General features: G+C 64.8%; 26 protein-coding genes and 1 tRNA gene. 20 read left to right on the top strand and 7 right to left on the bottom strand.

The genetic code is table 11. The annotated features are described in order from the left end of the window. Positions 1 to 8 precede the first annotated feature (8 nt). From rplO to IGS74_RS14770, 15 genes are all read left to right on the top strand, one after another. Positions 9 to 479 (top strand): 50S ribosomal protein L15, encoded by a 471-nt coding sequence (gene rplO / locus IGS74_RS14840; RefSeq protein WP_039192592.1) that lies wholly within the window; start codon positions 9 to 11, stop codon positions 477 to 479. Between the two features lie 245 nt (positions 480 to 724). Continuing rightward, the gene (secY, locus tag IGS74_RS14835) at positions 725 to 2,068 is read left to right on the top strand and encodes a preprotein translocase subunit SecY (protein ID WP_039192596.1); all 1,344 of its coding nucleotides are present in this window, start codon (positions 725 to 727) and stop codon (positions 2,066 to 2,068) included. Beyond that, positions 2,065 to 2,667 carry an adenylate kinase gene (locus IGS74_RS14830; RefSeq protein ID WP_192387151.1) on the top strand — a complete coding sequence of 201 codons (603 nt, stop codon included), beginning with the start codon at positions 2,065 to 2,067 and terminating at the stop codon, positions 2,665 to 2,667. Before secY ends, IGS74_RS14830 begins: the two co-directional genes overlap by 4 nt. A gap of 167 nt (positions 2,668 to 2,834) precedes the next feature. Beyond that, the gene (gene rpsM / locus IGS74_RS14825; protein ID WP_039192604.1) at positions 2,835 to 3,203 is read left to right on the top strand and encodes a 30S ribosomal protein S13; all 369 of its coding nucleotides are present in this window, start codon (positions 2,835 to 2,837) and stop codon (positions 3,201 to 3,203) included. Between the two features lie 106 nt (positions 3,204 to 3,309). Beyond that, positions 3,310 to 3,699 carry a 30S ribosomal protein S11 gene (rpsK, locus tag IGS74_RS14820; RefSeq protein ID WP_039192607.1) on the top strand — a complete coding sequence of 130 codons (390 nt, stop codon included), beginning with the start codon at positions 3,310 to 3,312 and terminating at the stop codon, positions 3,697 to 3,699. Positions 3,700 to 3,832: 133 nt separating this feature from the next. Continuing rightward, positions 3,833 to 4,849 (top strand): DNA-directed RNA polymerase subunit alpha, encoded by a 1,017-nt coding sequence (locus IGS74_RS14815; RefSeq protein WP_039192611.1) that lies wholly within the window; start codon positions 3,833 to 3,835, stop codon positions 4,847 to 4,849. A 154-nt stretch (positions 4,850 to 5,003) separates the two neighbouring features. Then, positions 5,004 to 5,423, top strand: coding sequence for a 50S ribosomal protein L17 (gene rplQ, locus IGS74_RS14810; protein ID WP_039193106.1), 420 nt, complete (start codon positions 5,004 to 5,006; stop codon positions 5,421 to 5,423). Between the two features lie 143 nt (positions 5,424 to 5,566). After that, positions 5,567 to 6,613, top strand: coding sequence for an NAD-dependent epimerase/dehydratase family protein (locus IGS74_RS14805; protein ID WP_192387149.1), 1,047 nt, complete (start codon positions 5,567 to 5,569; stop codon positions 6,611 to 6,613). Positions 6,614 to 6,811: 198 nt separating this feature from the next. Further along, entirely contained in the window at positions 6,812 to 6,988 is a 177-nt protein-coding gene (locus IGS74_RS14800) for a hypothetical protein (RefSeq protein WP_156122451.1), read from the top strand. Between the two features lie 200 nt (positions 6,989 to 7,188). Next, positions 7,189 to 8,520, top strand: a complete 1,332-nt coding sequence (locus IGS74_RS14795; protein WP_192391827.1) for a DegQ family serine endoprotease — start codon at positions 7,189 to 7,191, stop codon at positions 8,518 to 8,520. 24 nt (positions 8,521 to 8,544) lie between these two features. After that, entirely contained in the window at positions 8,545 to 9,909 is a 1,365-nt protein-coding gene (locus tag IGS74_RS14790; RefSeq protein WP_192387147.1) for a replication-associated recombination protein A, read from the top strand. Positions 9,910 to 9,911: 2 nt separating this feature from the next. Further along, positions 9,912 to 10,289 carry a fluoride efflux transporter CrcB gene (gene crcB, locus IGS74_RS14785; protein WP_192391826.1) on the top strand — a complete coding sequence of 126 codons (378 nt, stop codon included), beginning with the start codon at positions 9,912 to 9,914 and terminating at the stop codon, positions 10,287 to 10,289. Between the two features lie 52 nt (positions 10,290 to 10,341). After that, entirely contained in the window at positions 10,342 to 11,328 is a 987-nt protein-coding gene (locus IGS74_RS14780; protein WP_039196130.1) for an RluA family pseudouridine synthase, read from the top strand. Then, positions 11,328 to 12,035, top strand: a complete 708-nt coding sequence (locus IGS74_RS14775; protein ID WP_192387145.1) for an HAD-IA family hydrolase — start codon at positions 11,328 to 11,330, stop codon at positions 12,033 to 12,035. Before IGS74_RS14780 ends, IGS74_RS14775 begins: the two co-directional genes overlap by 1 nt. 9 nt (positions 12,036 to 12,044) lie before the next feature. Then, complete coding sequence (locus IGS74_RS14770) at positions 12,045 to 12,803, top strand: ATP12 family protein (protein ID WP_192387143.1); 759 nt, start codon at positions 12,045 to 12,047, stop codon at positions 12,801 to 12,803. Here the strand turns inward: IGS74_RS14770 and IGS74_RS14765 are convergent. The 4 genes from IGS74_RS14765 to lipB are packed head-to-tail and all read right to left on the bottom strand — an operon-like array spanning position 12,779 to position 15,563. Then, positions 12,779 to 13,561 carry a molybdopterin-dependent oxidoreductase gene (locus IGS74_RS14765; RefSeq protein ID WP_192387141.1) on the bottom strand — a complete coding sequence of 261 codons (783 nt, stop codon included), beginning with the start codon at positions 13,559 to 13,561 and terminating at the stop codon, positions 12,779 to 12,781. The two genes, IGS74_RS14770 and IGS74_RS14765, sit on opposite strands and share 25 nt — an antisense overlap. Beyond that, positions 13,558 to 14,370, bottom strand: coding sequence for a cytochrome b/b6 domain-containing protein (locus IGS74_RS14760; RefSeq protein ID WP_192387139.1), 813 nt, complete (start codon positions 14,368 to 14,370; stop codon positions 13,558 to 13,560). Before IGS74_RS14760 ends, IGS74_RS14765 begins: the two co-directional genes overlap by 4 nt. A gap of 18 nt (positions 14,371 to 14,388) precedes the next feature. After that, positions 14,389 to 14,829, bottom strand: a complete 441-nt coding sequence (locus IGS74_RS14755) for a YaiI/YqxD family protein (protein WP_192387137.1) — start codon at positions 14,827 to 14,829, stop codon at positions 14,389 to 14,391. Then, positions 14,826 to 15,563: a lipoyl(octanoyl) transferase LipB gene (lipB, locus tag IGS74_RS14750; protein WP_192387135.1), complete on the bottom strand. Its 738-nt coding sequence runs from the start codon at positions 15,561 to 15,563 to the stop codon at positions 14,826 to 14,828. The genes IGS74_RS14755 and lipB overlap by 4 nt, the downstream gene beginning before the upstream one ends. A 163-nt stretch (positions 15,564 to 15,726) precedes the next feature. Here lipB and IGS74_RS14745 point away from each other — a divergent pair. Both IGS74_RS14745 and IGS74_RS14740 read left to right on the top strand, forming a co-directional pair. Then, positions 15,727 to 15,811, top strand: a tRNA-Leu gene (locus tag IGS74_RS14745). Positions 15,812 to 15,999: 188 nt separating this feature from the next. Then, positions 16,000 to 17,460 (top strand): PAS domain-containing protein, encoded by a 1,461-nt coding sequence (locus IGS74_RS14740; RefSeq protein ID WP_192387133.1) that lies wholly within the window; start codon positions 16,000 to 16,002, stop codon positions 17,458 to 17,460. A gap of 3 nt (positions 17,461 to 17,463) precedes the next feature. Here IGS74_RS14740 and IGS74_RS14735 read toward each other — a convergent pair whose 3' ends face one another. The 3 genes from IGS74_RS14735 to IGS74_RS14725 form a co-directional block, all read right to left on the bottom strand. Beyond that, a complete protein-coding gene (locus IGS74_RS14735) occupies positions 17,464 to 17,763 on the bottom strand; it encodes a DUF982 domain-containing protein (protein ID WP_192387130.1) in 300 nt (99 codons plus the stop codon). A gap of 153 nt (positions 17,764 to 17,916) precedes the next feature. Beyond that, positions 17,917 to 18,618, bottom strand: a complete 702-nt coding sequence (locus IGS74_RS14730; protein WP_192387128.1) for an anti-sigma factor — start codon at positions 18,616 to 18,618, stop codon at positions 17,917 to 17,919. Then, positions 18,615 to 19,175: a sigma-70 family RNA polymerase sigma factor gene (locus IGS74_RS14725; protein ID WP_082016308.1), complete on the bottom strand. Its 561-nt coding sequence runs from the start codon at positions 19,173 to 19,175 to the stop codon at positions 18,615 to 18,617. Before IGS74_RS14725 ends, IGS74_RS14730 begins: the two co-directional genes overlap by 4 nt. Before the next feature lie 239 nt (positions 19,176 to 19,414). On the opposite strand from IGS74_RS14725, the gene IGS74_RS14720 reads away from it, so the two are divergent. The 3 genes from IGS74_RS14720 to IGS74_RS14710 all read left to right on the top strand — a co-directional run bounded on the left by IGS74_RS14720 (position 19,415) and on the right by IGS74_RS14710 (position 20,370). Next, positions 19,415 to 19,936, top strand: a complete 522-nt coding sequence (locus tag IGS74_RS14720) for a fasciclin domain-containing protein (protein ID WP_246723157.1) — start codon at positions 19,415 to 19,417, stop codon at positions 19,934 to 19,936. Positions 19,937 to 19,964: 28 nt separating this feature from the next. Further along, on the top strand, positions 19,965 to 20,153 hold the full coding sequence (locus tag IGS74_RS20090; RefSeq protein ID WP_206688173.1) for a hypothetical protein: 189 nt from the start codon (positions 19,965 to 19,967) through the stop codon (positions 20,151 to 20,153). Positions 20,154 to 20,283: 130 nt separating this feature from the next. Continuing rightward, the gene (locus IGS74_RS14710; protein ID WP_192391825.1) at positions 20,284 to 20,370 is read left to right on the top strand and encodes a fasciclin domain-containing protein; all 87 of its coding nucleotides are present in this window, start codon (positions 20,284 to 20,286) and stop codon (positions 20,368 to 20,370) included. Positions 20,371 to 20,375: the final 5 nt, after the last annotated feature.

Below are 20,375 nucleotides of genomic sequence, written 5' to 3'. Positions count from 1 at the left end.
TAGCAGAAATGAAGCTCAACGAACTCGCCGACATCGACGGCGCAACCCATTCCCGCAAGCGCGTGGGCCGTGGCATCGGCTCGGGCTCCGGCAAGACCGGCGGCCGTGGCGTGAAGGGTCAGAAGTCCCGCTCCGGCGTGGCCATCAATGGCTTCGAAGGCGGCCAGATGCCGCTGTATCGTCGTCTGCCGAAGCGTGGCTTCGTGAATATCTTCGCGAAGGACTACAACATCGTTTCGGTCGGCCGCATCCAGCAGGCGATCGACGCGGGCAAGCTCGATGCCAAGTCGGCGGTGGACTTCGACGCGCTGAAGGCCGCCGGCCTGGTGCGTCGCCAGCGCGACGGCATCCGTCTTCTCGCCGATGGCGAGCTGAAGGCCAAGCTGCAGATCACGGTCCAGGGCGCGTCCAAGGCCGCGGTCGAGAAGGTCGAGAAGGCAGGTGGCTCCGTCACGCTGCCGGCCGTCGCCGAAGCCTGATCGGGCCCCTTGCGTCGCGAGGCGTAACTCGCCAGATTGAGACTTTGGAAGCGGCCTCCATGGGCCGCTTCGTCATGTGATTCCATGCCTCGTTCCCGGTTGCCGGGGGCGTAACCCCAAGGGGGCGTGGGCGCATACGCCCGGTGCGCGCCAGGAATGGCGGCGCAGAGGCTGAAGTGGGAAACCGATGCCCGCGTCGTGCCACCAACCGGCGGGCATGGGTTCTATCCGGAGATATTTTCAAGATGGCATCGGCCGCGGAACAACTTGCCGCAAACCTGAATTTCGCTGCCTTCTCCAAGGCAGAAGACCTGAAGAAGCGGATCTGGTTCACGCTCGGCGCGCTCCTGGTCTACCGTCTCGGCACCTACATCCCGATGCCCGGCATCGATCCGGAGGCGTTGGCGCAGGCGTTCCAGCAGCAGTCCACCGGCATTCTCGGCGTGTTCAACATGTTCGCCGGCGGGGCCGTCGGCCGCATGGCCATCTTCGCGCTCGGCATCATGCCGTATATCTCCGCGTCGATCATCATCCAGCTCATGACCTCCGTTGTGCCGTCGCTCGAGACGCTCAAGAAAGAGGGCGAGCAGGGTCGCAAGATCATCAACCAGTATACCCGCTACGGCACGGTCCTTCTGGCGACAGTCCAGGCCTATGGCATCGCCGTGGGCCTTCAGTCCTCCAGCAACATCGTGACCGACCCGGGAATGTTCTTCGTCGTGTCCAGCGTCATCACGCTGGTCGGCGGCACGATGTTCCTGATGTGGCTGGGCGAGCAGATCACCGCGCGCGGTATCGGCAACGGCATCTCGCTGATCATCTTCGCCGGTATCGTGGCAAACCTGCCTTCGGCCATCGCCAATCTCCTGGAACTCGGGCGCACCGGCGCGCTGTCGAGCTTTGTGATCCTCTTGGTCATCGTGGTGGCCATCGGCTGCATCGCCTTCATCGTGTTCTTCGAGCGCGCCCAGCGTCGCCTTCTGATCCAGTATCCGAAGCGCCAGGTAGGCAATCGCATGTTCCAGGGCGATACCTCGCACCTGCCGCTGAAGCTGAACACGGCGGGCGTCATTCCGCCGATCTTCGCATCGTCGCTGCTGCTGCTGCCCGTCACGATCGCCAATTTCTCGGATACGAGCCAGTTGCCCGGCTGGGCCACCGGCCTCGTCGCCTCGCTCGGCCACGGCCAGCCGCTCTACATGATCCTGTATGCGTCGATGATCGCCTTCTTCGCATTCTTCTACACCGCGATCGTGTTCAATCCCAAGGACACGGCGGATAACCTCAAGAAGCATGGCGGTTTCATTCCGGGCATCCGTCCCGGCGAGCGCACGGCCGAGTACATCGACTATGTGCTGACGCGGATCACGGTTCTGGGGGCGATCTATCTCGTCGCCATCTGCCTTCTGCCGGAGTTTCTGATATCCGCGGTCGGTATTCCGTTCTATCTCGGGGGGACGTCGCTGCTGATCGTCGTCTCGGTGACGATGGATACGGTTGCGCAGGTGCAGGGACACCTGCTGGCGCATCAATATGAGGGGCTCGTCAAGAAGGCGAAGCTCCGCGGGGGTAAACGAGGAACTCGATGAGACTGATTCTGCTCGGACCGCCGGGAGCCGGGAAGGGGACCCAGGCGCAGCGGTTGACGGAAGCCTACGGCATTCCGCAACTTTCCACCGGGGACATGCTCCGCGAAGCCGTCGCACAAGGCACTGAGGTTGGCCGCAAGGCGCAGGCCTTGATGGACGCCGGCCAGTTGGTGCCGGACGAGGTCGTCATCCGCATCGTCGCGGACCGCATCGAGAAAGAAGATGCGCGCAGGGGTTTCATCCTGGATGGGTTCCCGCGCACGGTCGCCCAGGCGGTGGCGCTGGAGACCATGCTGGAAGACAAGGGGCTCCGGCTCGACCGCGTGATCGAGTTCAAGGTCGATGAGAACCGTCTGGTCGAGCGTATCGCGCGCCGCGCCGCCGAAACGGAGGCGAAGGGGCTGCCGGTCCGCAAGGACGACAATCCGGACGTGTTCCGGCGTCGTCTGGGCGAGTTCCGCGACATGACCGCCGCCGTAGGCCCCTACTACCGGGAGCGAAACCTTGTACACACGATCGACGGTATGGCCGCGATGGACGAGGTGACGCAGCAGATCCGCAGGGCGCTGGAAGGGCATGTCGCCGACGGCGCAGCCTGAAACGCTTAGGGTTCGGTTGACTCCGGACCGTCGATTTTTTATAAGCCGCCCATTCGCGAATCTTTTGCGGTCGGTGCGGTCTCATGTCTGGGGCTCGCCGATCGCTTTCGCTTATCGGCCCCCTTCAACCGTAAGGGCCGAGCGGCCCCGAAACTAGGAGTACGGACGTGGCACGTATCGCTGGCGTCAACATCCCAAGCAGCAAGCGCGTCGTCATCGCGCTTCAGTACATTCACGGCATCGGCCCGCGCTTCGCGCAGGAGATCGTGGACAAGGCCCGGCTCGCGTCGGAGCGCCGCGTCAACGATCTGACCGACGCCGAAGTCCTTCAGATCCGTGAGATCATCGACCGGGACTACCAGGTCGAGGGTGATCTGCGTCGCGAGACGTCGATGAACATCAAGCGCCTGATGGACCTCGGCTGCTACCGCGGCTTGCGCCATCGTCGCAGCCTGCCGGTTCGTGGCCAGCGCACGCATACCAATGCGCGCACCCGCAAGGGCCCGGCCAAGCCGATCGCCGGCAAGAAGAAGTAAGCCTGCTGGCGCGGCGAAGCCGTCGCGCCACGCTGCGGAGGGCAGGCCCTCCGCGGGTGTAGCCGCTGGAATAACGGCGGTGTCGAGATCTTGAGAAAGAGAGATAATGGCCAAGGAAGCACAGCGCGTTCGTCGTCGCGAGCGCAAGAACATCACGTCCGGCGTGGCCCACGTGAATTCCTCCTTCAACAATACGCTGATCACCATCACGGACGCGCAGGGCAACACGATTGCCTGGTCCTCCGCCGGTGCCCAGGGTTTCAAGGGCTCGCGCAAGTCGACGCCCTTCGCTGCGCAGATCGCCGCCGAAGATGCCGCCAAGAAGGCTCAGGAGCATGGCATGCGCACGCTTGAAGTCGAGGTTTCCGGGCCGGGATCGGGCCGTGAGTCCGCGCTCCGCGCGCTTCAAGCCGCCGGCTTCACCATCACGTCGATCCGCGACGTGACGCCGATACCGCATAATGGCGTCCGCCCGCGCAAGAAGCGCCGCGTCTGACGCCATATCGTGGACATGAACCGCACTGTCGATCCGGCAGTGCGGTTTTGCCCGTTTCGAGAGGGGGGATCCTTCTCAACTGAGACCTATCGCCACGAATGGATGGTGGCGGGGTAGCTGAAAGGCAAGCGCGATGATCGCCAGCAACTGGCAAGACCTTACCAAGCCCAACCAGGTCGTGTTCAACAGCACGAGCCGGACGAGGGCCTCCCTGACGGCGGAGCCGCTCGAGCGCGGTTTCGGCCTGACACTCGGCAATGCGCTGCGGCGCGTGCTCCTGTCGTCGCTGCAGGGCGCGGCCGTGACCGCGATCCAGATCGACGGCGTGCTGCACGAGTTCTCCTCGATCGCCGGCGTGCGCGAGGACGTGACGGACATCGTCCTGAACGTCAAGGAAATCAACATCGGCATGCAGGGCGAAGGCCCGAAGCGCATGGTGTTGCGCAAGTCCGGCCCTGGCGTCGTCACGGCGGGCGACATCCAGACCGTGGGTGACATCGAGATCCTCAACCCGGATCACGAAATCTGCACGCTCGACGATGGCGCCGAGATCCGCATGGAACTGACCGTCAATACCGGCAAGGGCTATGTGCCTGCCGACCAGAACCGTGCCGAGGATGCGCCGATCGGCCTCATCCCCGTGGACGCACTGTTCTCGCCGGTCAAGAAGGTGTCCTACAAGGTCGAGAACACCCGCGAGGGGCAGGACCTGAACAAGGACAAGCTGACGATGCAGATCGAGACCGATGGTTCGATCTCGGGTGAGGACGCCGTCGCCTATGCGGCGCGCATCCTGCAGGATCAGCTGGCCGTCTTCGTGAACTTCGAGGAGCCGCAGCGCGATGTCCGCGGCTCGGAAGAGCAGATCGCGGAACTGGCCTTCAACCCGGCCCTCCTCAAGAAGGTGGACGAGCTGGAGCTGTCGGTTCGTTCGGCGAACTGCCTGAAGAACGACAACATCGTCTATATCGGCGACCTGATCCAGAAGACCGAGGCGGAGATGCTCCGTACCCCGAACTTCGGCCGCAAGTCGCTGAACGAGATCAAGGAAGTGCTGGCCTCCATGGGCCTGCATCTCGGCATGGAAGTGCCGGCCTGGCCGCCCGAGAACATCGACGACCTGGCCAAGCGCTACGAAGATCAGTACTGATCCGGACAGGTCGCCGCCCCGGCTTTCGGGGCGGCGACATCTATGACAGAGCCGGCCCTGGCCGGTGGGAACAATCATTCAAAGGCACATGCCCCGGCCAACGGGAGCGAGGATGCCGACCGCCGGGAAACCGGCCCTTCAAGGAGTCAAGATCATGCGTCACGGAAACCGCGGCCGTAAACTCAACCGTACCGCTTCGCATCGTAAGGCGATGTTTGCCAATATGGCGGCCTCGCTGATCGAGCACGAGCAGATCGTCACCACCCTGCCGAAGGCAAAGGACCTTCGTCCCGTGGTTGAAAAGCTGATCACGCTCGGCAAGCGCGGCGACCTGCATGCTCGCCGCCAGGCCATCAGCCAGGTGCGTGACGAGACCGTCATCCGCAAGCTGTTCGACACGCTGGCGACCCGCTATGCAGACCGTAATGGCGGCTACACCCGCGTTCTCAAGGCTGGCTTCCGCCGCGGCGACAACGCCCCGCTGGCCGTGATCGAATTCGTCGACCGCGATCCGGATGCGCGCGGCGCCGCCGACCGCGCCCGCGCCGAGGCGGATTCCGGCGACGAAGCCTGATCCGAAGCCTGCCAGACCGGTATAGAGAAAGGGCCCCATCGGGCCCTTTTTTATTGGCGGGCGGCTGTCGTATTCGGCCGCCAGCCGCGCTATCTGACGACTGAACTGTAAGAACGGCCCGGCGACAGCGGAAAGACGCAATCATGCGCGACGGTGACGGCGATAGGATTCTGGTCACCGGTGCATCGGGGTTCATCGCCAAGCATATCGTGCTGAAGCTTCTGCAGTCGGGCCACCGTGTCCGCGGCACCGTTCGCGACTTTGCGAAAGGGGAGGCGCTGCAGCAGACCATGGTGCAGTATGGGGCACCGGTGGATCGCCTCTCGGTCGTCGTCGCAGACCTGACACGGGACAAGGGGTGGGACGAGGCTGTGTCCGGTTGCCATGCCGTGCTCCACACGGCATCGCCCTTTCCCGTGTCGCAGCCGAGCAACAAATTCGCCCTGGTGCCGGCGGCGCGGGACGGCACGATCCGGGTTTGCCGCGCGGCGGCCGCGCAGGGCGTTCGGCGCGTGGTGCTGACATCGTCCGTCGCATCCATCATGTATGGCCATCCGCCGCGCACGACGGCGTTTGGAGAGGCGGACTTTTCCAACGTCGACAGCGACCTTATCTCGCCCTACGCCGTGTCGAAGACACTGGCTGAGAAAGCTGCCCGGGAAGTCCTGGCGCAAACCGAGACCGAACTGGTCACGATAAACCCCTCGCTGGTGTTCGGCCCGCTTCTCGATGGCGTCGCCGGCACGTCTGCGCGAATCGTCGCCATGATGATGAACGGAAGGGTGCCGGCGCTCCCCAACGTCCGATTCGGCATCGTGGATGTCCGCGACGTGGCGGAGGCGCATGTTCGCGCCATCGATAATCCGGAGGTGGCCGGGCGCCGTTTCCTGGTCAGCGCCGATACCGTCCCCTTGCGGGACATCACGCAGATTCTGGCCCGGGCGTATCCGGCCTATGCGCGGCGGCTCTATAGCTGGTCGCTGCCCGATTGGGCCGTGCGGGCAGCGGCGCGCGTGTCGCGGCGAGCAGCGATGCTGGCAGGCGAACTCGGCAACGACCGCCGGCTGGACACGGCTCCGGCCCGGGACATGCTGGGAATTCGCTTCCGGTCGGTGGAAACGGCGGCGGTGGACCTGGCAGCCAGCCTCATCCGCTTCGGACTGGTGAGGCCCCCGGCGGGGGATAAGTAACCCTGGATAGTTCCGATGGCGCTCCCACACTGTTGCAAACAGGTGATAGCGAGCGCCGGTCCTTCGTGCGATATGCCGTTCGCGCGGAAAAGCGATGGCTGCTTGAGCAACCATAAGGCGTTCGCCCGCATTGTATCTGGCAACTGGAACCTGTCGGCGCATTCATTGCGCGGCATTTACGCGGATTAAACAACTGCCATGGACAATGTGAACTCCCAACCCACCGCTAGCGAGTTCTCGATGCGCCGCACCGTTTTCGTTCTCCTCGGAGCCCTGGCTGCGTTTGCCATCCTGACGGCAAGCTATGCCACTGCCGATCTGCCGGCGGAAAACGCCACCTTGCAGAAGTTCGAGCCGGTGATCGCCGCAAATTGACTCCTTTCGAAACACAGGTTGCAAAAGGGCCATGTGGCCCTTTTTTCGTGCCAGTCTGACGGCAGTAGTCAGATGTCTTCAGCGCACGATTCGGGTTGCCACCAGTGTCTTCCTTTCTTCTCCGCAGCGCCTCCGCCCTGTTTCTTTCCATCGCCTGCCTGTCCAGCGCCTTGGCCCAGCCAGCAGGCGTACCGGTGCCGATGGCGTCCGGAATGCCGCAGGTTCCGCAAAGCCGGGACCAGATCAGGCTGACCTTCGCGCCGCTGGTCAAGGAAACCGCGCCGGCGGTGGTGAATGTGTATGCCGCCCGCGAGGTCGCGGCGCGATCGCCCTTCGCTGGCGACCCCTTCTTCGAACAGTTCTTCGGCCGAGGTGCCCTAGGGCGCCCGCGCATGGAGTCATCGCTCGGGTCCGGGGTGATCGTCGACGAGAGCGGGCTGGTCGTCACCAACAATCATGTCGTCGATGGTGCCGCGGAGGTGAAGATAGCGCTGGGCGATGGCCGGGAGTACGCGTCCACGGTCCTGATGAAGGATGCCCGGGCCGACCTTGCCGTGCTGCGCATCGACGCGGATGAAACCTTCCCGACCATCGCATTCTCCGATTCCGACCAGATCTCCATCGGCGATCTGGTGCTTGCCATCGGCAATCCGTTCGGGATCGGGCAGACCGTGACCAGCGGTATCGTTTCCGCGCTGGCGCGTACGCATGTCGGCGTCAACGATTTCGGCTATTTCATCCAGACCGACGCCGCCATCAATCCCGGAAATTCCGGTGGCCCGCTGATCGACATGCAAGGCAGGCTCATCGGCGTCAACACGGCCATCTTCAGCCGTTCTGGCGGGTCCAATGGAATCGGCTTCGCCATTCCGTCCAACATGGTGCGCGTGTTCGTGGACGCGGCAAAGCGCGGGGGCCGCTTCGAGCGTCCTTACATCGGCGCGGGCTTCGCCCCCGTGACCGGCGATATCGCCGAGGCGCTCGGCATGCCGCGTCCGACGGGCGCCCTGGTGCAGGAGGTCGTGCCGGACGGTGCTGCGGCGGACGCGGGGCTGAAACCGGGCGATGTCGTCATGCGGATGGATGATTTCCAGATCGACGGTCCGGACGCGCTGGGTTACCGGCTGGCGACGACCGGGGTAGGCAAGACCGCCCGGCTGACCATCCTTTCCGGCGGGCAGGAGCGCACGGTGGACCTGGCGTTGCGGGTCGCCCCGGAAACACCCGCCCGGGATGAGCGCACGATCGCCGGCAACAATCCGTTCTCGGGCTCGACGGTCGCCAATCTTTCGCCGCGCGTCGCCGATGAACTGGAAATACCGACGACGAAGCGGGGCGTGGTGGTGACAGGCGTCGAGGAAGGGTCCATCGCCGCGAGGCTGCGCCTGCAACCGCGCGACATCGTGCTGGAGATCAACGGCGAAGCGGTCGATTCGACCGAAAAGCTTGCAAGCGTCCTCGATATGCGCTCAAGAGGCTGGAACTATGCAATCGAGCGCAATGGGCAAAGGCTGACACAGTCCATCCGCTGACCCGCCACAGGCCAGGAGCCGAGCATGGCCGATCTTTTCGCCGGGCAGGACCAACCCGGTCAGGGGCTGCGCAAGGCAGATGCGCCCAAGCCCGGCGATCGGGCGGGCCCGGGAGATGCCGGCCGGCCGCTGGCCGACAGGCTGCGCCCCGCAAGCCTGTCCGAGGTGGTCGGGCAGCCGCATCTGACCGGGCCGGACGGCGTACTGACGCGCATGCTGGAATCGCGCTCGCTCGGCTCGGTCATCTTCTGGGGCCCTCCGGGGACCGGCAAGACGACGGTGGCGCGGCTTCTTGCCCATGAAGTGGACTTCGCCTTCGAGCAGATTTCCGCCATCTTCTCCGGTGTCGCCGACCTGAAGAAAGTCTTCGAGACGGCCCGGTTGCGCCGGTCGAACGGTCGGCGCACATTGTTGTTCGTTGACGAAATCCATCGCTTCAACCGGGCCCAGCAGGACTCTTTCCTGCCCGTCATGGAGGATGGGACGGTCGTCCTGGTGGGGGCCACGACCGAGAATCCATCCTTCGAATTGAATGCGGCTCTTTTGTCGCGGGCGCGGGTGCTGACCTTCCGTCCGCACGATACGCAGGCGCTGTCGAGCCTGCTGGAGCGCTCGGAAGCCGTCGAGGGACGTCCGCTTCCGCTGGACGAAGACGCCCGGCAATCCCTGCTTCGCATGGCCGACGGCGACGGGCGCGCGGTGCTGACCCTTGCCGAAGAGGTCTGGCGCGCGGCCAAGCCCGGCGAAACCTTCTCGGCCGACACCCTGCAGGAGATCGTACAGCGGCGCGCGCCGATCTACGACAAGGGGCAGGACGGGCATTACAATTTGATTTCGGCACTCCATAAGTCGGTGCGCGGGTCGGATCCCGATGCCGCATTGTACTATCTGTGCCGCATGCTGGATGCGGGCGAAGACCCGCTCTATCTCGGCCGCCGCCTTGTGCGGATGGCCGTAGAGGATATCGGCCTGGCCGATCCGCAGGCGCTTGGCGTCGCCAACGCAGCCAAGGATGCCTACGACTACCTCGGCAGCCCGGAGGGGGAACTGGCGCTGGCGCAGGCGGCCGTCTACCTGGCGACGGCCCCGAAGTCGAATGCGCTGTACACGGCCTACAAGGCCGCGATGCGAACCGCGCGAGAGGGTGGTTCCCTGCTGCCGCCGCGCCAGATTCTGAACGCGCCGACCAAACTGATGAAGGAAGAGGGCTACGGCAGCGGCTATCGCTACGACCATGACGAGCCCGATGCCTTTTCAGGGCAGAATTATTTCCCGGAGGAGCTGGGCCGGCAAAGCTTCTATCGGCCGGTTCTGCGGGGTGCGGAGCGGGAGATCGGCAAGCGGATGGCAGAGTGGGCCCGGCTTCGCCGGGAACGCGGCGAGCCATGAGCCTGCGCGACATCGCTCTGGTGGCAGCCGGCGGCGCGGTCGGGTCCGTGATGCGCTATCTGGCCACTGTTGCGGCAAGCGGCCTGTTCGGCGTGGGCTTCCCCTACGGGACCTTTATCGTCAACGTCACCGGCTCGTTCGCCATGGGCGTGCTGATCGAGGTGATCGCGCGCAGGTTCGAGGCTTCCGAGGCATTGCGGCTCCTGCTCGCAACCGGGGTACTGGGCGGATATACGACGTTTTCGTCCTTTTCCCTCGATACGGCCGCGCTTTGGGAGCGCGGGCAGCAGGTGCTGGCTATGGTTTACGTGGCCGCTTCCCTCGGCCTTGGCGTTGCAGCCCTGTTCTGCGGCCTGTGGCTTGCAAGAAGCCTCGCCTAAGCGCGGATATTGCTCTATCGAGGGGCCGGAACGCGAATTTTAAGGATATGTCATGGCAAGCGTGGAGCAGGTCCGGGTCGACGCGGAAGAGGCCGGCCTGAGGCTCGACCGCTGGTTCAAGCTGCATTACCCGGGCCTCGGTTTCGGCCATCTGCAGAAGCTGTTGCGCTCGGGCCAGGTCCGTGTCGACGGTGGCCGCGCCAAGACCGATACGCGGCTCGAGGTCGGGCAGGTCATCCGGGTGCCGCCCATGCAGGGCGATGCGGCGCGGCTGAAGGTGGCGCCGCTGACGGCCAACACGATCCGCGACCGGCATGACGCGGATGTCCTCTCGCAGATGCTGATCTATGAGGACGACAAGGTCTTCGTCTTCAACAAGCCCGCCGGACTGGCCGTCCAGGGTGGGTCGGGCGTTGTGAGGCATGTGGACAAGATGCTCGAATCCTGGCGCAACCGCCGGGGTGAGAGGCCGCGCCTGGTGCACCGGATCGACCGGGATACGACGGGCATCCTCGTCGTGGCGCGCACGCGCACGGCGGCGGTCGCGTTGACGAAAGCCTTTCGCGAGCGGGAGACGAAAAAGGTCTACTGGGCGTTGGTAAAGGGTGTTCCGGCCCCTAAGGAGGGCCGGATCTCCACCTACCTCGCCAAGGAACAGACGCCGGAAGGCGACAGGATGCGCGTTGCCCGGCACGGCGACGATGGGGCCGACCATGCGCTGTCGCACTACCGTGTCATCGATCAGGTTGCGCAAAGCTTCGCCTGGCTGGAAATGGAGCCGCATACCGGACGTACGCACCAGTTGCGCGTTCATGCCGCCCATATCGGCCACCCGATCCTTGGCGATCCGAAATATTTCGAGCATGACACCAACTGGGAGTTTCCGGGCGGCGTGCAGAAGAAGCTGCATCTGCACGCCCGGCGCATCATCATTCCCCATCCCGATGGCGGTTTCGTAGACCAGATCGCCCCGCTGCCGCCGCACATGGTGCAGACATGGAACCTGTTCGGCTTCGACGAGGCCGCGGAGGAGGATTGATGCGCCTGTTCCTGTTCGATTGCGACGGCACCATCGCCGACAGCTTCGCCGTCATCTGCAGCACGATGCGAGGGGCCTTCCGCGCCCGTGGACTGGTGGCGCCCGCCGACACCGCCATCCACGGCATCATTGGTCTGTCGCTGGCCGAGGCGATGCAGAGATTGCGGCCAGGCTCTACGCTTGCCGAGGCGGAAGACCTCGCGGATGCCTACCGCGTGACCTTCCAGGCGGCACGCGCGGCGGGGCAGGTGCACGAGCCGCTGTTTCCCGGCATGAAAGACCTCGTCGCCGGCCTGTCCGCGGTCGATGAGAATCTCGTCGGCATGGTGACGGGCAAGTCACGGCGCGGGGTGGACTTCATCCTGGCCACGCATGGGCTGGCCGATCGCTTCCATGTGGTGCGCACCGCAGACGACTGTCCTTCCAAGCCGCATCCGGCCATGGTGCTGGAAAGCTGCACGGAAACCGGCATCGCTCCATCCGATACCGTCGTCATCGGCGATGCCGCCTTCGATATGGCGATGGCACGCGCGGCCGGCGCAACGGGCATCGGGGTCGCCTGGGGTGCGGCGCGGCCGGATGCCCTGCGGGCTGCCGGAGCGACGGCCGTTGCAACGGATGCCAACCATCTCGGCCAGCTGCTGGATGCCTGGCGCGCGCATGAAGATCCCGTACGCTGGATACCCGATCGCCTGGAAACCGCCTGAGTGCATGCCATGACAGAAACCGCACCCAAGCCGCCGGAGCTACCACGGCGCTTCTATGAAACGGCGTCGGTCGCCGAGGTCGATGGACGCTGGCGCGTTCTTCTGGACGGGCGGCTCGTCCGCACGCCCGGCCGTACGGTGCTGGAGGCGACGACGAGGGAGCTCGCCGAGGCCATCGCCCAGGAATGGGCGATGCAGGGCGAGCGGATCGATCCGTCCTCGATGCCGCTGACCCGGCTCCTCAACACCGCCGTCGACGGCGTGGCGCCGCGTCTTGCCGAAACGCGGGACGACCTGGCCGGTTATGTCGAAAGCGACCTTCTGTTCTACCGCGCCGACGGTCCCGAAAGGCTCGTGGCGCAGCAGGCCCACGGCTGGGACCCCATCGTCGAATGGGCAGGCCGGCGAGTCGGGGGGGCGTTCAACATCACGTCCGGCATCGTCCATGTTGCCCAACCGACCGAAACGGTCCGGGCGTTCAACACCATGATGGCCGCGATTTCGGACCCGCTGAAGATCGCCGCCTTGCACCAGATGACGACGCTGACCGGCTCGGTGCTGCTGGCCTACGCGGTCCTGGAAGGCCATTTGGATGCCGAGACCGCGTTCGAGCTGGCCCATATCGACGAAGACTGGAACATCGAATTGTGGGGTGCCGACGAAGAGGCTGCGCAAAGGCGTGCGTCGCGCCGCGACGACATGGTAGCCGCGGGGCGGGCGATCGGCCTTGCGGGCAGCGCGGATCAGATCCCGGCAAACCAGTCGTAGCCACGGTCTTCCCAGTATCCACCATAGCCGTCTCCGAAGCCGTCCAGGCTGGCGGCCAGAGTGATGCGGCTGACATATTTGGCCATCTTGTAACCCAACTGCCGCTCGACGCGCACGCGCAGCGGTGCGCCGTTGGATATGGGGAGGGGCTGCCCGTTCATCGCATGCGCAAGGATCGTCTGCGGGTGGCGCGCATCGATCAGGTCGATCGACTCGTAATAGCGAACCGGGCCCGTGAAACCCATTTCCATCGTGTCGAAGCACGAGAACACCGCATAGCGCGCCCCGGATTGCACGCCCGCGGCATCCAGGAGGAGGCCAAGCGGAACGCCCGTCCACATTGCGATGCAGCTCCAGCCTTCCACGCAGTCGTGACGGGTGATCTGCGTTCGGTTCGGCATGTTGCGCAACTCGGCCAGCGCGTAGCTGGCCGGCCTGTCGACCAGGCCGTCGATCGTCAGCCGATAGTCGGCAAAGGCGTTCGCCGCCAATTGCCGGTAATCGGCGTCCTGTGGGTTGGTGACGCCGTTGGGCCGCATGGGCTGGCGGATCTCGCTGGCGGAAAATTCCTGCGCCAGGGCATTGGAGTTGAGCAGCAGCCTCTGGACCCGGTATGTCAGGCCGTTGGCCGAGGCCAGCACCTTGCGCACCGTGCCATCACGCTCGACGGCGCCGTCGAAACAGCCTGCCAGGGGCAGGGTGCCCAGGGTCGCCGCGCCGCCGAGAAGCAGCCGCCGGCGTCGCGGGTCGGGCGTCATGGGCGTTCTCCATCGGTGCGGTACCAGCCGGTGATCATCGAGCGCAGTTCGTTGATCGGCCCGGCCAGGACCACCATGACCACGTGCACGACAAAAAAGGCGACCAGCACGAGCATGATCGCGAAATGCAGTGTCCGGGCACTCTGCCGTCCGCCGAAAAGATCGGCCAGAAACGGCACCATCGCATTGACGCCCGGCGACATGGTCAGCCCCGTCGCGATCATCAGCGGCAGCGCCACCAAAAGGACCAGCGCATAGCTGAGCTTTTGCAGCGGGCCGTAGGCGCGACGGTGGTGCAGGCGCAATCGCGCATGGTCGGCGATGTCCTGGGGCAGGGCGCGTGCATCGCCGGATCTGGGGACGATGTCGCGCCCCAGATGCCTGTTGGCGAGGCTGGATACCAACCAGAGCGCCAGCGCGGCGACAAGGATCCACGCAAAGAAGAAATGGACGATGCGTCCTGTGGCAAGGTCGCGGTACGAGGGGATCGTCATCCAGCCGGGAAACGACTTGGCCGTCATGCGTCCGGCTTCCTCCACCACGCCGAGCCAGCCGGTCGTGTCGAAGCTGTACCCGAAAATCTCCGTCACGCCGCGTAGCTGGCCGTCTTCGACCACGGCTCCGATGGACAGGATGGTGTTGTCGAAGGCAAAGCCCGACTGGCGCCCGATATACAGGTCGGGCCGTGCCATGAAGATCTGCAGGCCGGACAGAAGCAGGAAGAAGAGGGCAATCGCCCAGGTCCAGTGCGTCAACCGCGTCAAGGCCGCGTGGCGGTAAACCAATCCGCTATCCTTGTGCCTGGCCATGTCTGCCCCTCGATGCGGTCAGGCGCTACGTTGCAGTACCCTGTTCAGTTCCTGCCTGAAACGCGAACGATCCGCCGCCGAGAAGGCGGCATTATGGCCTTTGCTTTCGCCCGTTTCGCGCAAATGCTGGTTGAAGGCGCGATAGGAAAGCGCCGCCCCGATGCTTTCCGGGGTAAAGGGCCGCCCATTGACGTTCAGGACCGTGGCTCCCCTGGCAAGGCTTCTGTCGGCCAGCGGTATGTCGGCCGTCACCACGACATCGCCCGGGCCGGCATGTTTGGCGATCCAGTCATCGGCCGCATCGGCGCCGGCCGGCACCGTGACCAGCCGGGCGCCGGGAAATTTCGATGGCATAAGGCCGCCATTCGATACGTAGGTGACATCCACGCCGAAGCGGCTTGCGACGTCCAGGATGTCGTCTTTCACCGGGCAGGCGTCAGCATCGACATAGACGGTCATGCCGTATGCCCGAAAACGATCTCGAAATTGCGGCGCAGCATCGAGTCCACCTCGGGCATGGATACCGGCAGGCCAAGGTCGGCAAGGCTGGTCACGCCGTGGCCACGGACGCCGCAGGGCACGATGCCGGAAAAATGCGACAGGTCGGGATCGACGTTCAGGCTGATGCCGTGGAACGTTACCCAGCGGCGGATGCGGATGCCGATGGCCGCGACCTTGTCTTCCGCCGGTGCGCCGTCCGGTCCGGGCGGCCTCTCGGGGCGGGACACCCAGACGCCGACCCTGTCTTCCCGCCGCTCGCCCTTCACCTGCATGTCGGCAAGCGTTGCGATGATCCACTGTTCGAGCGCGGCGACGAAAGCGCGGACGTCCGGCCGCCGTCGCTTCAGGTCCAGCATCACATAGGCCACGCGCTGGCCGGGGCCGTGATAGGTGTACTCTCCGCCGCGCCCGGCATTGAAGACCGGAAACCGGTTCGGGTCCGTCAGGTCGTCGCTGTGTGAGCTGGTGCCCGCGGTATAGAGCGGGGGATGCTCCACCAAGAGAACGGCCTCTGGTGCGTCGCCGGAGGCGATGGCCGCCACGCGCGCCTCCATCCATTCCAGCGCCTCGGGGTAGGGCGTCAGCCCATCGCGAATCAACCAGTCCACCGGGGGCGTACCGGGAAGGGCCGGAAAGTGGGAACTTTGCGTCGCAAGGCGCGCCGGGGCGGATGGGGCAATGGGCTGGTCCATGCCGCCTATGTAGCGTCGAGCCGTCTTTTCCGGAAGTGTTCCAGAACATCGACCGAAAAATCGCCGGGGCGAGCGAAATGGGCTTGTGTGCGTCACGGCGCTTTGTTACATGCCCGCCACCGGTCGCAAGATCGGCCCGCCGGTCTTGACCGGTACACGGCGTGCGGTCGTGGCGGAATTGGTAGACGCGCAGCGTTGAGGTCGCTGTGGGGCAACCCGTGGAAGTTCGAGTCTTCTCGACCGCACCAGCCGTGACTGTTCCTCATCATCCAAATTCTAAAATTTTCGATCCGATAAAGTCCGTAGGGCGCTAAGCATATCACTTCGGGCGGCAAAGCTGCATTTGGCGCGACGTCTGGATAACGCCGTGCTCAGCCGCTAATAACGTCCACTTTCGATGGTGTACGATATTCGTAAGCACCGGTTGTGAGGTGAGATGGACCGACAGGAAGAGAGCCGGATCGAAGGCGAGATCCACAAGGCATCGGCGTCCACCGATCCGTTCGCGGCTGCGGTGCGCACGACGCGCATGCCGATGCTGATCACCGACCCGCACCAGCCCGACAACCCGATCATTTTCGTCAACGACGCCTTCAGCAGGCTGACCGGCTATGAGCGCCACGAGATACTGGGCCGCAATTGCCGCTTCCTACAAGGTACCGGCACCAATACGGACGACGTCACCCGCATCCGCAACGCCGTTGCGCGGCGCGAGGCCATCGAGGTCGATCTTTTGAACTACCGCAAGGACGGATCGTCCTTCTGGAACCGGCTGCTCGTTTCTCCGGTGTTCGACGAGGACGGCAACCTCACCTATTTCTTCGCCTCCCAGTTCGACGTTTCGCCGGATCGCAGGCGCGTGTCCGAGTTGCAGAACGCGCATGGTGAGATGGAATCGGAAGTCGAGCGGCGCATGCTCGACCTGATGCAGAGCGAAAGCAGGATGCGTTTCATCCTAAACGCTGCGGGGATGGGCGTCTGGACGCTCGATCTCCAAAGTCAGCGGCTTGTCGCATCCCGGCATTGCAAGGCGAATTTCGGTCGCGAGGCAGACGAGCCTTTCAGCTACGCGGATCTGCAGGACGCCATCGTTCCGGAAGACAGGAACCGGTGGCGCGAGACTGTGGAGGCGGCGATCGCCTCGGGCAATGAATTCGATGTCGAGTATCGCATCAGGACGCCGTCGGGCGAAACGCGCTGGATCGAGGTTCGGGGGCAGGTGAGTTCCGATATCACCGACCGGCCGACAGGCATGGCGGGAATATCGTTGGATATCACCGCACGCAAGGAGGCGGAGGAACACCGAAAGCTCCTTGCGCGGGAATTGAACCACCGCGTCAAGAATTCCCTGGCTACGGCGCAATCTGTCTTTGCGCAGTCGATGCGTTCGGCCAAGACGCTGGAAGAGGCGCAGGAAATCGCCTTCGGGCGGATGCAGGCGCTGTCCATGGCGCAGGACCTGCTGACGCAGGACGGTTTCTCGGCGGCTCAACTGGAGGATGTCGTCTCCTCGGCCATCAAGCCGTTCGACGGTGGTGCCTTCCGTATCGGGGGGCCTCGTGTGGTGCTGGGCGCGCGGTCGGTTTCTGCATTCGCGCTCGCCTTGCATGAGCTGGCCACAAATGCGTCCAAGTACGGGGCGCTATCGACCGCGGACGGCACGATCGCAATCGCCTGGACACTGGAGGAGGCGGTCGACGGGCCGGTCCTTCGGTTTCATTGGAACGAGCAGGGCGGGCCTCCGGTCCGCAAGCCTGAACGCCGTGGCTTCGGCACGCGGATAATCGAAGGCGCCTTGTCGGCCGAGATCAATGGTAACGCTTCGATAGACTTTCAAAGCGGTGGCATCGCCTTCGAGGCTGTTGCGCCCCTGAAGGATCTGACGGAAGACGCCTGACGATCAGGCCGACAGGCGCGATGGCACCTTGAGGCCGGTGGTTGCGGGGGCAATGTCGACCTCCGGCACCAACATGCCGGAATGCTCGGCAAACCGTGCAACGGATCGGCGGACCGTCTCCGCGTTGACCTGCTTGGCGAACGCAGCCTTGCAAGCCTGCACCGCCGCGACGTGCATCTCGGTTCGATGCACCGTCCGGCAGTTCTGCAGCCAGGCATAGGCCTGAGTGACGGTCACTATATCGCGTGGCACGCCGATGCCGAAAAAGACTCGAACCGGCAGCTGGAAGACGTCGTATTCCATCGTTGAACCTCCCCGAATCCATATGTCGTAAACATGGCGCAGCCCGACGAAATTTCAACGCATTCTTCCGGCTGGGGCCCGCGGTGAAGGGCCTGCGGCAATTGCGCGCGGGCTGACGCCGCGCGTCGGCGATGGCCCGCAGATGGCCATCCGTCAGACCGCGTTCACCATGCCCTGGCCGACGACCGGGCCAGTTGGCTGCCCGGTCGGCGAACCGCCGGCCGGCTCGTCGGAGATCGCAAACGCATCGCCATGCGCATCCGCATGCAGGGCATCGTCGAGGGTCATGACGTGGGTCTCGCCCGCTTCGACGACACCCATGGAGCGGGGCGTGCCACCGGCCGGGATGTACCACAATTCCGCGGCGCGGCCGGCTTCCAGTGGCAGTCGGAGCGGCGTCACGGTGGCCGAACGACCGTCGGCTGCAAGTATCACGACAGCGATGGGCTCTCCCGATTGCGCCGCAATGACAGAGCTGAAGCCCGGCCCGACCGGGCGCTCCGCCGGCTGCATGACGACAAGGAGCGCCACTATGCTGGCGACAGCGGCCGCCATGCCGCCGACCGCAAGCCGGCGCCAGATGGCGGAGACGGTTCGGCCGGCCGCAACATGCACGGATACCGGCCTGCGGGTCTGCTCGGCAATTCTGCCCCATAGGGCAGCGGGGGGCGCGACCGAGGGCGTGGACGCACCCAGCGGTGCAAGGAGATTGCTCCAGCGGTCTACCTCGGCGGCAAAGGCAGGCTCGGTTTCCTGGCGATGGCCGGCCCGCCGGCGCGCGGCATCGTCCAGCGTGCCGAGCGCGTATTCGGCAGCCAGAAAATCCTCGTCGTCAAATTCATCAGCCGCGCTCATGGCTCCATGCACCCCCGCAACTTCATCAAGCCTCTGCGAATGATGCTTTTCAAGGTGCCGACCGGCATTGCGGCCGATCTGGACAGTTCATCATGCGTGCGCCCCGTCAGGAAGGCGGAGCGGATGGCCCATCTTGCACGCTCTTCCAACTCGTCCAGGCAGTGGTCGAGCCTGGTGAGTTCCTCGCCGAACAGCAGGATCTGGTCGGCGTCCGGTCGGTCGTCGGCGATATCGTAGGCTGCATCCTCGGCCACCTCGCGGGGCCGGTGCGCCCTGGCGGCGCGCAGACGGTCGATGGCCCGGTTATGCGCGATCGCCGCAAGCCAACTGATCGCGCTTGCCCGGCCCGCATCGAACTGCGCCGCTTTCCGCCATACGCTGACATACACGTCCTGCAAGGTCTCTTCCGCCTCCTGCCGCGTGGGCAGCATGCGAAGGCAGATGCCGAACAGTTTTGCGCTCGTCATGCGGTAGACGGTCGCAAAGGCATCGTGATCGCCGCGCCCGGTCTGCTCCAGCGCCGCCGCAAGGATCATGCGTGTGTCTTGCTGGGTCATGCCCATCGGCTCCCGGTGCGGATCGCTGCAGAGGCGGCAAACTAGGGCGGCTTGCCGCTTCAGGGAGTGGGGGAGGCGGCGAAGTTTTCGCCGGCATGCATCCGGTGGCGGCGCGGCTTCGTATCTGCCTGCTGTAGGGAACACACAGGGAGAAAATCATGAAGACGATCCTATTCGCCGGTATTCTCGGCCTCGCCATCGGCGGCGTTGCATTCGCCGAAGCCGACAAGGGCAGCTCGATGCCTGTCGACAGCATGGCGATGTCACAGGAGGGTGGCAGCGTGACGGTCGGCGGCGCACCGATGTATGCCAACAAGACGATCGCCGAAAATGCCGTGAATGCCTCCAACCTGACCACGCTCGTCGCGGCGGTGAAGGCGGCCGGCCTAGTGGAGACGCTGGCCGGGCCGGGCCCCTTCACGGTCTTCGCACCCGACGATGCCGCCTTCGAAAAGCTTCCGGCCGGTACGGTGGATGAGCTAGTGAAGCCAGAAAACAAAGGGCAGCTCACCAAGGTCCTGACGTACCATGTGGTCCCGGCCCGCGCGACCGCGGAAGCGGCCATGGGCATGATCCGCGATGATGGCGGCGCCCATAAGGTCAAGACGGTCGAAGGTGAGGAGCTGACGCTGGGCATGGCCGGAAACTCGATCACCGTCACCGACGCCAACGGCAATGTCGCGACGGTAACGCAGGCCGACGTTCTGCAGTCCAACGGCGTGGTCCATGTCATCGATACGGTGCTGATGCCGGCAATGTGATGAGTCGGCACCGGGCAGCCCCCGCCCGGTGCCCCGGCATCAGTTCATACAGCCGTCGCGCGCCTGCGCGGCGGCTGTCTCGCCGCCCTCCTGCTGGGCCGCGACATCGGCAGGCGATGTCGCCACGTTCGTGTCCGCTTCGCCGGGGCAGGTCGACGTTCTGCAGTCCAACGGCGTGGTCCATGTCATCGATACGGTGCTGATGCCGGCGATGTGATGCGTTGGCACCGGGCAGGACCTGCCCGGTGCCCCGGCTTCAGTTCGTGCAGCCGTCGCGCGCCTGCGCGGCGGCTGTCTCGCCGCCCTCCTGCTAGGCCGCGACATCGGCGGGCGATGTCGCCACGTTCGTGTCCGCTTCGCCGGGGCAGGCCGACGTTCTGAAGTCCAACGGCGTGGTCCATGTCATCGATACGGTGCTGATGCCGGCGATGTGATGCGT

Origin of the sequence: Aureimonas sp. OT7 (assembly GCF_014844055.1) — a bacterium.
Classification (GTDB): domain Bacteria; phylum Pseudomonadota; class Alphaproteobacteria; order Rhizobiales; family Rhizobiaceae; genus Aureimonas; species Aureimonas altamirensis_A.
This window is presented reverse-complemented; position numbering and strand designations above follow the sequence as displayed.